This window comes from Peribacillus simplex (assembly GCF_900156045.1).
GTDB lineage: Bacteria > Bacillota > Bacilli > Bacillales > DSM-1321 > Peribacillus > Peribacillus simplex_D.
This window is the reverse complement of the sequence record NZ_FTMX01000007.1, coordinates 134226-148985: the sequence shown is the minus strand read 5'-3', so window position 1 is coordinate 148985 and position 14760 is coordinate 134226. Positions and strand designations below refer to the sequence as shown.

Genomic DNA, 14760 nt, shown 5'->3' with positions numbered 1-14760 from the left:
ATTTGACAATTTTTGTTCCCATTGTTCATAATGGGTTAGTGCATTATTACGTAAGGAGTTTTAAATATGTCAATAATCAAGCAAGATCTTTTAACACCAATTACACCCAAGTATGATCCTTGGGAAGCATATATGGACGTTGAACAATATGGAAAACTCAGCCTCACCAACGTGGAGTTCACCACCACAACCCTTTGCAATATGCGTTGTGAGCATTGTGCCGTCGGTTACACACTTCAGCCCAAGGACCCGGATGCCCTGCCTTTGGAATTACTGATTCAGCGCCTTGATGAGATCCCTTTGCTTCGTTCGCTCAGCATCACTGGCGGTGAACCGATGCTTTCAAGAAAACAAGTGAAGAATTATGTTTTGCCTCTATTGAAATATGCCCGTAGCCGCGGGGTCCGGACACAAATCAATTCCAACTTGACCCTTGACTTGGAACGGTATGAGGAAATCATTCCTTATTTGGATGTTCTGCACATTTCCCATAATTGGGGAACGATCGATGAATTCATTGATATCGGCTTTGCCATGATGGACCGAAAACCATCTCGGGAACAGCGAAAGAAACTATTTGATAAAATGATCGAAAATTCCCGTGCCCTGACAAAAGCTGGTGTGCTGGTATCTGCAGAAACGATGCTTAATAAACGCACATTGCCTCATCTTGAACATATTCACAGACAGATCGTCGATGAAATGGGATGTCAAAGGCATGAAATTCATCCGATGTATCCAAGCGATTTCGCTTCGGCACTTGAAACTTTATCATTGGATAATATGCGTGAAGCGATTCATCATTTGCTTGATATCCGTGATGAAAATGTTTGGATGCTTTTCGGTACCCTGCCATTTTATCCTTGCAATAACAGTAAAGAGGATATAAAGCTGCTTCAACGCCTTTATGGTTCACATAAAGTGACTGTAAGGAATGACCCTGATGGACGTTCCAGGTTGAACATCAATATTTTCACAGGGGAAGTGATCGTGACCGATTTCGGGGACGCGCCTACATTAGGAAATATCAAAGACCAGCCCTTGACCGATTCCTATGACACATGGATGAGTTCGAAACTGGCCAATGAATTGAACTGCCACTGCCCGGCAGTCAAATGTCTGGGCCCGAATGTTCTCGTCAAAAATGCCTACTACCCGAAGGAGGACTTCAGGATCAGGAAGTCAACCATATGAAGAAAAACTCGCCAATCCGGCGAGTTTTTCAATTTACCTGGGTTGCTGCGAAACTGTAAAGCTGTAGGAAACATGGTCCTGAACCGGTATCCATGCACCAATGCCTTGTGATGTGATGTTCTTTATCGTAATGGTTCTTTTATTTCCTTTTAAGTTCAAATATACTTCTCCATATGTGACCTTGCCTTTTTCATTGACGGCGGAAGCAAAACTGGACAAGTAACCAATCCTATTTGAAGCAACATTGTATACTTGATCTTTTTTCGTACCAGCTCCGATGATCGTTTCAAAAGCCAATGGCAAATTCGTTTTTTCAGTGGCTTTTAGCAGCATCATCTTTTGAACATCCTCAGCCTTGGGAATTTTCGCTGTCAGACCGCCACTCACTGCCTTCTGACTTTCCTGGACATAACGGATCTTATATGGAACTTCACCTCCACGATTATCATAGTAATTCGTATTGATCTTTTGGTATTCCCAGTTTGGTGCCGTTTCCGAGGACTCATAATTCAAGGCCCAATGGCCAAGGTAAATGGTCGCCCTGTATCCAAAAGCAAGCGGGGCTTTTGCAATTGCGGATTCATTCAACATTTGTATGAGTTCTGGGTTTTCAATCTTGATATCCGACGAATCGATCAATTGTTTGGCAAGATTACTCGGCTGCAGCATCGGAAGATCCTGGGTCGGGTTCGGATACGTATTCTCCTTTGCAATATTCAATACTGAAGGTGGGATATTCACCTTGTTCGGATTTGCTTTGGCTTCTGGTATATCAGCTGCAAAGCTTACATTCGCCTGAATAAAGGCAATTAGGGCAATCATCGTAATAATAATAGTTCTTTTCATGCTGTCGCACTCCTTTTGAGGGGTTCAATCATATTGATTATAGATTTTGTTTTTAGCCAACATTCTATACATTTCATTCCGATTTCAATTTTGTAATAAATTTGTAAAGTTCAGAATATTTACTTTTCTCTTTAAATCAGTTATACTTATTTTACATTATAAAAAGGAGGCGAAATCGTTCATACCTATTAAACCTTCAGGAGGTATGCTTATCGAACAATCCATGACACCCTTTTAAAGGATGACAGAAAACGAATTCGCCAATACTTAAATCTGATGTAAAAGGATGGTGTGACACTCTAGAATATTTTCTCAACTTTTTCAAAAGCATGATGAAAAATTTTGGAATAATTTATGAATGGTAATTTACTAATATAGAAATGACTCTGCTAAATCTAACCTGAGCAGAGTCATTTTTATTTTTTAATTTTATAAAAAGAAAGACCTCCCACATTGGAAGGCCTGCATTCTTATAATAAATAAAATCCAATTCCCATAATGAAGTAAGCGGCCAATAAGGTAAGGCCTTCAAACCAGTTCGTTTCCCCATCATTAGAAATCATGATTACCAGAAAGACTGCTGAAACCATTGATATCAGTTCCGGCATTGTGAAAACAAGCGGCATACTCGTTGGATACATTAACGAAATCAATACGAGTACTGGGGCAACGAACATCGCTACTTGAAGCGTGGAACCAACGGCAATCTCCACAGCGACATCCATTTTGTTTTTATAGGCCATTATGACGGCGGAAGCATGCTCTGCCGCGTTACCGACAATCGCAACGATAATGACACCGATGAATAACTCCGACCATCCGAAAGCTTCCCCCACCTCGCTAAACGTATGTACAAGTTTTTCCGATACGTAAGCAACAGCCAATGTAGCGGCTGCAAGTATTATAATTGCCTTTTTCCTGCTCCACTCCGGTACTTCCTCTTCATGTTCCTCGAGTTTCTCTGTATGCTGATATACCCCGCGGTGAGTAACCAATTTAAAGAATAATGCAGCAAGATATAATAAGATCAATATAATGGAAATTCCGACACTTAACGACATCGTGCTTGATTCACCCATGTTTTGTGTGAATATTTCCGGTATGACGAAGGCTACAATTACAGCAAAAATCAATAGACCGGCATTATGCCTCGCATCGAATACATTAAACTTCTGCCGTTTATATTTAGTCCCTCCGACAAAGAATGAAAGTCCTGCCACCAACAATAAATTTCCTAAAACGGAACCAGTCAAAGACGCCAGCACGACACCCACTAGACCCGCCTTTAATGAAAAGATGGATATGATCAATTCTACTGCATTACCAAACGTTGCGTTCAAGAGACCGCCAATCCTTGGTCCCATAACGATCGCTAAGCTTTCAGTGGCCCGGCCCATGAAGCCTGCCAGCGCCACGATTGTTAAGCAATATACTATGAACATGATTACACTCGGCCAATGCAATAATGACCCAATGACAGATAAAGGGACGCCTAACAGGACAAGCCCCAAAAATATTTTATTCACGATACTTCTCCTCACAATCCTATAGTTCTTTTTATGTAACAAAAACTATCATACATAATCTTCGGTGGATGACAAAGGAAAATTTTATCAACACCTCTCTTCTTGACAATATTTACCCAAATTTCTATTGCTTAATCCTCTTCCTAAGATGTAACATCAAGAAGGTATAGATTTCTTAGGAGACATGATTTTATGAATAATAAATTGCTTTTAAGCGTTTTAATCTTAATTGTCGGCATATCGGGGTTTTCTCAAGGGATGCTCCTGCCGATCATTGCCATCATTTTTGAAAATGAAGGAATTAGCTCATCCCTAAACGGGTTTCATGCAGCCTCCCTTTATATTGGAATTCTATTGATTTCTCCTTTTATGGAAGCCCCACTCCGGAAATACGGCTATAAGCCATTGATATTATTTGGCGGGATAACGGTCATTGTATCACTTGCCTTTTTTCCTGTCTGGAAATCATTCTGGTTTTGGTTCGTACTGCGTTTCTTCATTGGTATCGGCGATCATACACTTCACTTTGCTACACAGACATGGATCACTGCCATTTCACCAATAGCGAAGCGCGGAAGGAATCTTGCCATTTATGGACTTTTCTTCAGTCTTGGCTTCATGGTTGGCCCGCTGATGACGAAGCTTCTCGAAATCAATCAGTCTTTGCCTTTCATCATCACATCGATACTTAGCCTTCTGGCTTGGTCCACTGTTTTCCTAATTAGAAATGAGCTTCCTGAACAGGATGATTCTGAAAGCACATCATTCCTTGGCACACTCAAAAGGTTTACGAAAGTTAGCCGCATAGCCTGGGTCGCTTTTTTACTTCCGTTTACATTTGGCGTGCTTGAAGCCTCATTGAATAGCAATTTTCCTGTATTCGCCCTGCGCTCCGGAATCGATTTAACCGCAGTATCCATCATCATTCCGGCATTTTCTGCAGGGACTCTGCTTACCCAGATCCCCTTGGGGATGGTCAGTGACCGTTTTGGACGGCGAAAGACCTTGCTGACGATTCTTATTTCAGGGTTTGCCATATTCACACTTGCAGGGATTTATTCCCATTCAGTACTTGGCCTATTCATCTGCTTTATGTTTGGCGGAATGATGGTTGGTTCGACTTTCTCGCTTGGAATCAGTTATATGGCAGATCTTTTACCTAGAAACCTATTACCTGCCGGGAATTTATTATGCAGTATATTCTTTAGTCTCGGCAGCATCGTCGGTCCATTCTTTGGCGGCCTGGTTATAGAACACATTGACGGAGGAAATTTTTTCTATATGATCAGTATCATGCTTTTCCTTGTCTTCATATCATTGGCCTTGTTTAAGGAAAAAATGCCTGCTTCAGTTATGTAGTATAGTTTTTTATCTGGACGCTTCTTTTATTATTCAATTTGAACGGTATTTATCAATAGACTTTATATTGGTTAGGAGATACTTTATATTTTTTACTAGATTAGAATCATTCTTCTTTATTTCCGAATAGGATATGTGGTATTATAATAATAACAAAAGGGACATCACATTTATAAACCTTTGAAAACATTGCTGTCATCGCAATTACGGTGGCAGCTTTCATATTTTATCCAGAGAAATGACGTTGATTATCTTTCTCAATTAGATATAACACAAATGATAATCTATATCATTTACACAAAATAGAGAAGAATGTGGGAGGGAGTCTTATGACTACAGATACTAAACATTTAACCCAACCGGCTGCATGCAAAACCACTTGGTTGGAAAAAGCGAAACCTCATCTAGAACTTATTGCTGCATTATTCAGCGGTTTACTTATATTATTGGGCTGGGTCCTTTCAAAGAACGGAATGGAAACCACTTCCATCGTCATATACTTGGCCTCTTTCTTGATTGGCGGATATGCCAAGGCAAAAGAAGGCATAGAAGATACGATTGCCGACCGGGAATTGAATGTTGAGATGCTGATGATTTTTGCAGCAATCGGTTCTGCGGTCATCGGATACTGGACGGAAGGTGCCATATTGATTTTCATCTTCGCTTTAAGCGGTGCCCTTGAGACATACACGATGAATAAAAGCCATAAAGAAATTTCGGCATTAATGGACTTACAGCCCGAAGAAGCACTGCGCATCACTAACGGATATGAAGAAACCGTATCCGTTTCACAGCTGCATGTCGGGGATTTGATTTTAGTGAAACCAGGTGAGAGAGTTCCTTCAGATGGAAAAATCACGGACGGCCGTACCAATATAGATGAAGCCGCCATCACTGGCGAATCCCTACCAGTCAGTAAATCATTGGATGATGAAGTATTTGCGGGAACGGTTAATCTCCGTGGAACGATTACCGTGGAAATCACGAAACCGGCAAGTGAAACATTATTTCAAAAAATAATCACTCTCGTTCAATCCGCACAAAGTGAAAAGTCCCCTTCCCAGCTGTTCATTGAACGGTTTGAAGGGACTTATGTAAAAGTAGTATTGACGGTTGTCGGCTTGATGATGTTCGTACCCCATTTCCTATTGGGGTGGAGCTGGACCGAGACATTCTACAGAGCGATGATCCTGCTCGTTGTCGCTTCTCCTTGTGCCCTTGTTGCCTCTATTATGCCAGCTACACTTTCTGCCATTTCAAATGGAGCCCGTCATGGCATTTTATTTAAAGGAGGCATCCATCTTGAGAATCTAGGTAATCTGCAGGCAATTGCTTTAGATAAAACCGGTACATTGACAAAAGGAAAACCAGAGGTAACGGATGTCATTATCCGCGAAGATTTAAACGAAGATGATTTCTTATTTCATATTGCATCTGTTGAAAATTATTCGAATCACCCTTTGGCAACATCAATCGTACGTTATGCCAAATCAAAATTGCAAAAGGATATCATTAAACCAAATAACATGGAAGATATCTCTGGTAATGGGGTTCAAGCCTATATCAATGGCGTGCTTTGGCAAGTCGGAAAAGCTGATTTCGTCGGTCGCAGTGAAGCAGAACGATTCCAAAATGGCATTGCACTGACATTGGCTGAACAAGGTAAGACAATCGTTTATGCAAAAGATGATCAAGGAATTGCAGGCATACTCACTTTGAAAGATGTCGTTCGTGAAGAAACCGTTACAGCCATCGAAGCCTTGAAAAATGAGGGCATCCATACCGTCATGCTTACAGGGGATGGGGAAAAAACGGCTAAAGCGATTGCTTCGGAGAGCCATATAGATGCATATATTGCCGAATGTCTACCTGAAACCAAAGTGACTGAAGTGAAAAAGCTGAAAGAACATTTTGGCACTGTAGCAATGGTTGGGGATGGCATCAATGATGCACCTGCACTTGCAACAGCATCTGTTGGAATTGCAATGGGTGAAGGCACGGATGTTGCCTTGGAGACAGCGGATGTCGTTCTGATGAAGAATGATCTGCCGCGCATTGCGGAAGCAGTCAAATTATCCAAGAAGATGAATCGGATCATCAAACAAAACGTCATCTTTTCAATTTCGGTCATCATGATTTTGATAGCATCCAATTTCCTTCAATTTCTAGACCTCCCATATGGCGTCATTGGCCATGAAGGAAGTACAATTCTCGTTATTCTGAACAGCTTAAGACTTTTGAGAAACTAAACATGAAAAAGGAGCCTTCCAAGGCTCCCTTTTTTTATGATCGTTTCATTTAGTGATATCCGTTCTTACCGTTTGCAGAACCTGAAGTTTTATGGTTCGAACCTTTATTTTTTCCTTTTTGCTTTGTGCTGCCATCCTTTTTACTCATGAAAGAACTCCTCCTCTTCTAAAGTTGTCATTTCTTGAATAGTATCCGCAGCATGTTAGCTTGCTATTACGGGAACTCCAGGAAGCTCATACACATTCTGGTTTTTCCTTTTCACTTATGAGCGCATTTATTTCCCCGCCCATTATGATGATGAGTCCCGATAAATAAAACCAAACCATTAATACGATTATCCCTCCAAGACTTCCATATGTTGCGGAATAATTTGCGAAGTTCTCCACATAAAAAGAAAACAAAAAGGAAGCAAGACTCCACCCTGCCGTTGCAAAGATAGCACCAGGCATTACGGTTATGCACTTCAGCTTTATGTTGGGCGCAATCCAATAAAGGATTGTGAACACAATTAAAAATACAAGCGTACTGATCACCCAGCGAAGTTGGTTCCAAATCGTAAGAAATTCATCGGATTGTCCAATTTCAGCAAATAGGAACACTCCGATCTGTTTTCCGAATACCGGCAGCAATAAAACGACAATAAAAACAAAAATCATCGCTAATGTGAGTAGAATCGACATTCCCCGGGAAATAAAGAAAGTTCGACTTTCTTTTACACCATATGCATGGTTAAATGCCTTAATGATTGCATTCATCCCATTCGATGCCGACCATATCGTTCCGATGACACCAAACGACAATAAAGTCCCATTCGCTTCCATCACTTCCGATAGGTTAGCCTCGATGATTTTCATCGAATCGTCAGGCGCATATGTACGGACGGTATTTAATATATCTTCTTGGGAAAATGGCAGATAGGCCAATAAAGTGAATAAAAAAATAAGTAACGGAAACAGGGAAAGCAAGAAGAAATAAGACAGTTGTGCTGCAAGCCCCGACACATCATCCACATGTAACCGTTTTATGAAAGTCTTGAAGAATGAGCCTTTCAGCCATTCTTTTTTATTGGCCATACCTCCACCCCATTTTCTAATTTAAGGAAATACGTTCCTGTTGACTTGAAGACGACTCTTCTTCCTCTGCAGCAAAAACTTCCTTCGTCTCCATCACCACTTGGGCAACTTGCGATGGAATGTCTTTCATTTCCTCCACCTTTTGGGAAATGAAGGATACATCATCGGAAATTTTTTCAACAGTGGAACGGACCTTAGATGATGTTTCACTTACTTGTTTAAGCACCCCATTGGGATTCTTTATGAATTCTTTCATATTACCCATGCAGCTTTTACTGTTTTCCAATACAGAATAACGCGTATCCTTATCAAAAAGGCTTATCGCTGCCCCAGCCAACGCCCCAATAAAGACCGCTTGCATAAATTTGCTTTTCTTGGCACCCTTATATTCTTCACGAATGTTGCTCATATATTCTCCTCCTCGTCATATATTAGTTGATGTATAATGTTAGCTATCTCCATTATACAATGTTTAAATATTTTTTTTCCTATCTTTTCCCAAACTCTCTCACATTAAAACGTGGAGATGACCAAGTATATCTGGAATCAAGCTTCGTTTTCCACCCGAATATTCATTGACTTCTCAAGGTAATCATGCAAAGATGAAAATAATTTAGGAACGTATGAAAGGATGAGAGAAATGGATTTAACGCAAAACACAGCCGAAAGTGTCGAGTTTATGATTGAAGCAATCAAGGATAAATTAAAAGTTATGAACTTCGGTGCAATCAAATCGACCCATTTTGATATCGAGATGTACGAAGAACTTCACGATATTTATACAATGGTGATGAAAAAAACGAATTTCAGTGTCCGTGAAATGGAAGCTATCGCTGAAGAACTTGGAAGACTGCGTAATAAGTAACATTCAAATCCTCCCATACCGGTGAGGATTTTTTTCATTTTTTAAAAAATTCTGCTACATTTGATATAGAAATTGAAAAACGACAGGAGTTGTAAGCATGGTAGAAAGAAGAACGCCCATCAGTATTGCAGAAGCAGTGGAAAAAGTGATGAAGCATAAATTAACAGGACATATGGAACTGATTCCCCTCGAGGAAAGCCATGGCCGTTTTCTGGCTCAAGATATTGTAGCTACAAATGATGTTCCGCATTTTAGCCGCTCGCCATATGATGGATTCGCCCTTAGGTCCAAGGATACGGCCAAAGGTTCCATAAATAACCCTCTCGAGTTCGAAGTGGTTGAAGAGTTGGCTGCGGGTATGGTATCGAATATTCCTGTTCAAAAAAATCAAGTGGCAAGAATCATGACTGGAGCTCAGATGCCAGCTGAGTGTGATGCCGTAATCATGCTCGAGCTTACGAAGGAATTCGAAAAGGACGGAAAGAAGTACATATCATTTAAACGCTCGCTTAAGGAAGGCGAAAACGTTTCTTTCCAAGGTGAGGATGCAAAGAAAGACGATGTTCTTGTGAAAAAAGGAACAGCGATCAATCCAGGGATTATCGGCTTGCTCGCAACATTCGGTTATGCCGAAGTGCCCGTTGCCACTAAGCCTGTAGTCGGGTTATTCGCTACGGGGTCTGAACTTCTTGATGTTAATGAACCATTGCAGCCCGGCAAAATTCGCAACAGCAATTCACATGCCATCTCCGCCCAAATTCGGAGGGCCGGAGGAGAAGTCCGTTTCTATGGAAAGCTTAAGGACGAATTCGAATTAAGCTACGAGGCCATTTCAACTGCCTTGGAGGAAGTGGATCTGCTCATTACGACAGGAGGAGTTTCTGTCGGCGATTTTGATCTTCTCCCGGATATTTATCAAAAAATTGGCGCTGATGTCTTATTCAACAAGGTGGCCATGCGCCCCGGCAGCGTTACGACCGTAGCCGTATATAATAACAAATTTTTATTCGGTTTATCCGGCAATCCATCCGCCAGTTATGTCGGCTTTGAACTATTTGCAAGACCGATCATCCGCACCATGCTGTTTTCGGAACATCCGCATTTACGAAAAGAGACGGCACAATTGGCAGAGGACTTCTTAAAACCAAATCCATTCTCACGTCTGCTTCGAACCCGATTATTTTACGAATCAGGCCAGTTGAAGGTAATTCCTAGCGGTGTGGATAAATCCAATATTACAACAAGCTTGGCAGGTGCCAATTCACTGACCGTCTTACCTGGGGGGACCCGTGGTTTCCAAACTGGAGATTTTGTCGACATCCTGCTTCTCGATGACCAAGAAGGATGCCAATGGCCTTGGTGAGGCCCTTTATTTTCCAGGTGGTTGGCTACCAAAATAGAGGAAAAACGACCTTCATAACGAATATAATCAAACAGCTTCACGAAGCAAAATTAGAGACAGCCGTTTTAAAACATCATGGACATGGCGGAAAACCAGATGTCACAGGCACGAAGGATTCCAATAAACACTTTCATGCAGGGGCGGCTGCGTCACTTGTTGAAGGAGATGGTTCAATCGAGCTGCTTGGCAATTTCAAGGGGAAAGCCCCTATCACTGAGCTGATTCATTTACTGTGTCTATTTCTCCCTGATGTGATTTTAATTGAAGGTTATAAGCAAGAGGACTTTCCTAAGGTCATTTTAATCAAGGAAGAAAGTGACCTCCCGTTATTGGAAAAGCTTACTAACGTCAAAGCAGCTGTGGCTTGGCCCGAATGTCTGGAACGAACAAGGAATCATGCTTCAGTACCCGTCTTTCCTTTGGATTCGGATCAATTCATTACATGGTTTTTAGAACAAATATGAAGGAGGGCACAATGTTCATACAATTTCCCATAGAAAAACGCCGCAAGATGATCGAAAGTATCCAAGAATATGTGTATCAGGAACATGGCAAGGAAATCGGTGAAATCGCTGCTGAAAATCATTTGCAGTTCATTTTCGAAAATATTGCTCCCTTTATTTATAATGAAGGTATCAAAGATGCTAAAAAAGTCATTGAGGACAGATTAGGAAATATTGAAGAAGATTTGTATTCATTGGAACGCCCAATTGATTAAAATGAAAAAACAGCATCATGCTCGATGCTGTTTTTTCATTTTCATTGTTCGGTCAAAATAAGCGGACCGTTTTTCGTAATGGCAATCGTATGCTCATATTGGGCCGAGTATTTCCCATCTGCAGTGGATGCAGTCCATCCATTCGGATCCCGGCTTGCTTTATATGTACCTACGTTTACCATTGGCTCGATGGTGAATACCATGCCTTCCTTAAGTCGCGGACCTTTATTCGGCAGTCCATAATGCGGAACCTGCGGCTCTTCATGAATGACATTTCCTATCCCGTGTCCGATGAAATCACGAACGACAGAGAAGCCTTCCGCTTCGACATATGTTTGTATGGCATGACCTATATCTCCAATCCGATTGCCTTCCACACATACTTCAATCGCCTTATACAAAGATTCCTTCGTCACATTCACTAAATGTTCGGTTTCCTTTGAAACCTTACCGACCGTATACGTCCAGGCAGAGTCAGCAAGGGCCCCATTATAATTGACGACCATATCAATCGTTACAATATCCCCGTTTTTCAAAGGGGTCTTACGAGGGAAACCATGACAAATTTCTTCATTTATGCTGGCACATGTCGCATACTCATACCCTTTGTAACCCTTTTGTTCCGGCTTCGCACCATGTTTTTTTAAGAATCCTTCAACAAATTCTTCGATTTCCCATGTTGTCACCCCAGGAACAATCAACTTTGCAATCTCCCTATGACAAGCTGCCAAAATTTTACCCGATTTATGCATTGCTTGAATTTCACGTGCAGATTTTAATACGATCAATCTTGACACTTCCTTTTTAAATTCATCTCTCCTTTTATTTTACTGCAAAGATTGAAGTATATGAATCCTTTAAAATGAAAAATCCCGGCAGCTGCCGGGATTTTTCATTATTTCAATAGATTGAGCGATTCCCGGTTAAATGCCGGAAGGTCCTCAGGTGTCCTGCTGGTTACTAGCTGGTTGCCGCAAACCACAACCTCTTTGTCCAAATATGTGGCTCCTGCATACTCCATATCGACTTTAATCGATGTATATCCTGTTGCGTGGCGTCCTTCAAGTGTTTTGGCCGTAATCAGCAACTGCGGTCCATGACAGATCGCAAATACTGGTTTTTTATCATCCATGAACGATTTTGCGAAAGATACGAAGCGTTCGTCAGCACGCAGTTGATCAGGGGAAAACCCGCCGGGGATGAATAATGCATCGAAATTTTCTGGTTTTACCGAGTCGATACTTTCATCAATCTCGACTTCTACCTCCCCTTGTTTCCCTTTAACAGTTTTTCCTTTTATCATTTCAATCGTCGTTACCGTATGGCCGGCTTCTTCGAATGCTTTTGCCGGTTCACTATACTCCGAGTCCTCAAACATATTCGTTACAACACATGCGATATTTTTACCCATAATAATTCATCTCCTCAATATTTGATCGAATGAACCAACTTTGTACTTTATTTATGTTCCCTCTGCCACCATAAATAAACACATAATTAATGGTTGTCCCTTTTGTTTATAAGTAATATACCGCTATATTTCCGACACCCCTTCGGCGTTCGCTGTCCACCTTTTGATCAATGTTTAGGATACTGTCCAACAACGTGTATCGCATTGATGATTCTTTTATTGATCCATTTTCTGTTTACTTCTGAATTCAAATTTCCAAATATCCTTTTCCGCCCTTCTTCCGTGGTTACATAGTAATTAGGCAGGTTATTCAATGATAATGTGATGATGTCATTCTTACATTTCCTGCACGAACAAAATGTTTGGTATTCCAAACCTGACATTAATACCTGCACCCATGTCACAACGATTTCTTCCATCACATTCGTATATTCTCTTTCCATATTTTCTCCTTCAAAAAGAAAAACCCGTCCATTCCTGACAGGTTTTCACTTATTTATCGCTGTCCGTGGAACAATCAGGATTTCGACTCTCCGGTTTTTTGCCCTTCCTTTTTTCGTTTCGTTAGAAGCAACCGGCTTGAATTCCCCATGTCCTTTAGCACTGAACATTTCGGGATCCAACTCTTTATTTTCCAGGAGAAGTTTCATAAAATTCACGGATCGCATTACGCTCAGATCCCAGTTGGATTCATATTGGTAATTTTTAATCGGAATATTATCGGTATGTCCGCTTACGATAATGTTTCTGGGTAAGTCCATGACCAATAAATCCGAGATTTCCTTAGCGATTTTTCGGTTTTCACGTCTCACCTCGGCCACCCCCGATTCGAACAGCACGTTTTCCCTAATTGAAATCAACATCCCTTCATCAGTAAGGTTCGTTCCCAATTTATCCGTTAAATCATTCTTTTGGATGTAGGCATTTACACGCTCCTGAACTTCCATAAGGTCTTCTTGTTCGTTTTTCCCAAGCTTCTTAAGATCTTCTGCACCTGTTCTTTGTTCCGGTGACGTCGGCTGATTGCTGGGAGAATCACTTGGGAAATCCATAAAGCCCGTTCCGCTTGTAAAAACCTGGTTAAATACATTGGACAGCTGCTGAAACCTTATTGCATCAACCGAACTTGAAGCGAACAAGACGATAAAAAGCGCGAGAAGCAATGTTAAGATATCGGCGTAGGGAACCAGCCATGATTCATCGATATGCTCCTCATGCCTTTGTTTCTTTTTGCTGCGCCTAGCCATCTTCTCTCACATCGCCTTCTAACCACTTCTTACGATCTCCAGCAGGCAAATAGGATGTTAATTTCTGTTCAATCGTTCTTGGCGCTTCCCCTTCGATGATCGATAAAATGCCTTCGATCATCATTTCTTTGATACGGACTTCCTGCTGCGATTTCCGTTTGAGCTTATTGGCAAATGGATGCCATAACACATACCCCGTGTAAATCCCCATCAAGGTTGCGACGAACGCGGCAGATATGGCATGTCCCAATGCCTCCGTGTCAGCCATATTCCCCAATGCAGCAATCAGCCCGATTACCGCACCCAATACGCCAAGCGTCGGTGCGTATGTACCGGCTTGACTAAAAATCGCTGCCGCGCTTAAATGGCGTTCTTCCATCGCGTCTATTTCCTCTGCTAAAATATCACGAATATAATCGGCACTCTGACCTTCAACTGCAAGATTCAAGCCATTTTTCAAAAAGGTATTATCCACTTGATCCGAAATGCTTTCCAATGCCAATAAGCCTTCTTTCCTTGCAATGATCGCCCATTCCGAAAAGGTTTTTATTAAATCTTCAGGCTTTGTCAATTTTTGTTCAAAGAATAAAATCTTGAATACTTTTGGTAGTCTTTTTAACTCAGACAAAGGGAAAGCCGTTACGACAGCTGCGATCGTCCCTACAATAATGATCAAAATAGCCGCCGGGTTAATCAACGCGGTTACACTAACGCCTTTCAACACCATTCCGACCAAGATGGCCACAATACCGAGTACTACTCCCAAAACTGATGTTATATCCATAATACTCACCCATTCATTTAAAGTCTCGTCTCCTCCTTATATCGGATGAAGTTCAAAAAAAGTGAGGATTATTTTACTATTCGAT

The 14760-nt window shown here is 41.3% G+C and carries 16 protein-coding genes; 7 read left to right on the top strand and 9 right to left on the bottom strand.

From position 1 onward, the window contains the following. Nucleotides 1-66 precede the first annotated feature (66 nt). Nucleotides 67-1194 carry a radical SAM/CxCxxxxC motif protein YfkAB gene (gene yfkAB / locus BW986_RS22350; protein ID WP_076370909.1) on the top strand — a complete coding sequence of 376 codons (1128 nt, stop codon included), beginning with the start codon at nt 67-69 and terminating at the stop codon, nt 1192-1194. Nucleotides 1195-1227: 33 nt separating this feature from the next. Here the strand turns inward: yfkAB and BW986_RS22345 are convergent, their stop codons facing one another. Together BW986_RS22345 and cax are read right to left on the bottom strand one after the other, a co-directional pair. After that, on the bottom strand, nt 1228-2040 hold the full coding sequence (locus tag BW986_RS22345) for a YfkD famly protein (protein WP_076370908.1): 813 nt from the start codon (nt 2038-2040) through the stop codon (nt 1228-1230). Nucleotides 2041-2510: 470 nt separating this feature from the next. Beyond that, on the bottom strand, nt 2511-3569 hold the full coding sequence (gene cax / locus BW986_RS22340) for a calcium/proton exchanger (protein ID WP_076371201.1): 1059 nt from the start codon (nt 3567-3569) through the stop codon (nt 2511-2513). 189 nt (nt 3570-3758) lie between these two features. Here cax and BW986_RS22335 point away from each other — a divergent pair, with 189 nt between their 5' ends. Both BW986_RS22335 and BW986_RS22330 read left to right on the top strand, forming a co-directional pair. Further along, nucleotides 3759-4925 carry an MFS transporter gene (locus tag BW986_RS22335; protein ID WP_076370906.1) on the top strand — a complete coding sequence of 389 codons (1167 nt, stop codon included), beginning with the start codon at nt 3759-3761 and terminating at the stop codon, nt 4923-4925. A 329-nt stretch (nt 4926-5254) separates the two neighbouring features. After that, nucleotides 5255-7174 (top strand): heavy metal translocating P-type ATPase, encoded by a 1920-nt coding sequence (locus BW986_RS22330; RefSeq protein ID WP_076370905.1) that lies wholly within the window; start codon nt 5255-5257, stop codon nt 7172-7174. Nucleotides 7175-7408: 234 nt separating this feature from the next. On the opposite strand, the gene BW986_RS22325 is transcribed toward BW986_RS22330, so the two are convergent. Next, on the bottom strand, nt 7409-8248 hold the full coding sequence (locus BW986_RS22325) for a YihY/virulence factor BrkB family protein (RefSeq protein WP_076370903.1): 840 nt from the start codon (nt 8246-8248) through the stop codon (nt 7409-7411). 16 nt (nt 8249-8264) lie between these two features. Next, nucleotides 8265-8657, bottom strand: a complete 393-nt coding sequence (locus tag BW986_RS22320) for a hypothetical protein (RefSeq protein ID WP_076370901.1) — start codon at nt 8655-8657, stop codon at nt 8265-8267. A gap of 231 nt (nt 8658-8888) precedes the next feature. On the opposite strand from BW986_RS22320, the gene BW986_RS22315 reads away from it, so the two are divergent. From BW986_RS22315 to BW986_RS22300, 4 genes are all read left to right on the top strand, one after another. Next, nucleotides 8889-9113: a DUF1128 domain-containing protein gene (locus BW986_RS22315; RefSeq protein ID WP_034305672.1), complete on the top strand. Its 225-nt coding sequence runs from the start codon at nt 8889-8891 to the stop codon at nt 9111-9113. A 97-nt stretch (nt 9114-9210) separates the two neighbouring features. Beyond that, the gene (locus BW986_RS22310) at nt 9211-10476 is read left to right on the top strand and encodes a molybdopterin molybdotransferase MoeA (protein WP_076370899.1); all 1266 of its coding nucleotides are present in this window, start codon (nt 9211-9213) and stop codon (nt 10474-10476) included. Then, complete coding sequence (gene mobB / locus BW986_RS22305) at nt 10464-10979, top strand: molybdopterin-guanine dinucleotide biosynthesis protein B (RefSeq protein ID WP_179086136.1); 516 nt, start codon at nt 10464-10466, stop codon at nt 10977-10979. The genes BW986_RS22310 and mobB overlap by 13 nt, the downstream gene beginning before the upstream one ends. 11 nt (nt 10980-10990) lie before the next feature. Then, nucleotides 10991-11233 carry a DUF2164 domain-containing protein gene (locus BW986_RS22300; RefSeq protein WP_063234700.1) on the top strand — a complete coding sequence of 81 codons (243 nt, stop codon included), beginning with the start codon at nt 10991-10993 and terminating at the stop codon, nt 11231-11233. A 41-nt stretch (nt 11234-11274) separates the two neighbouring features. Here BW986_RS22300 and map read toward each other — a convergent pair whose 3' ends face one another. The 5 genes from map to motA form a co-directional block, all read right to left on the bottom strand. After that, nucleotides 11275-12021 carry a type I methionyl aminopeptidase gene (gene map / locus BW986_RS22295; protein ID WP_076370896.1) on the bottom strand — a complete coding sequence of 249 codons (747 nt, stop codon included), beginning with the start codon at nt 12019-12021 and terminating at the stop codon, nt 11275-11277. Nucleotides 12022-12128: 107 nt separating this feature from the next. Next, the gene (locus tag BW986_RS22290; RefSeq protein WP_076370894.1) at nt 12129-12644 is read right to left on the bottom strand and encodes a type 1 glutamine amidotransferase domain-containing protein; all 516 of its coding nucleotides are present in this window, start codon (nt 12642-12644) and stop codon (nt 12129-12131) included. A gap of 167 nt (nt 12645-12811) precedes the next feature. Further along, nucleotides 12812-13087: a late competence development ComFB family protein gene (locus tag BW986_RS22285; protein WP_076370892.1), complete on the bottom strand. Its 276-nt coding sequence runs from the start codon at nt 13085-13087 to the stop codon at nt 12812-12814. A gap of 45 nt (nt 13088-13132) precedes the next feature. Then, on the bottom strand, nt 13133-13891 hold the full coding sequence (gene motB, locus BW986_RS22280) for a flagellar motor protein MotB (RefSeq protein WP_076370891.1): 759 nt from the start codon (nt 13889-13891) through the stop codon (nt 13133-13135). Beyond that, on the bottom strand, nt 13884-14675 hold the full coding sequence (gene motA / locus BW986_RS22275; protein ID WP_076370890.1) for a flagellar motor stator protein MotA: 792 nt from the start codon (nt 14673-14675) through the stop codon (nt 13884-13886). Before motA ends, motB begins: the two co-directional genes overlap by 8 nt. Nucleotides 14676-14760 lie beyond the last annotated feature (85 nt).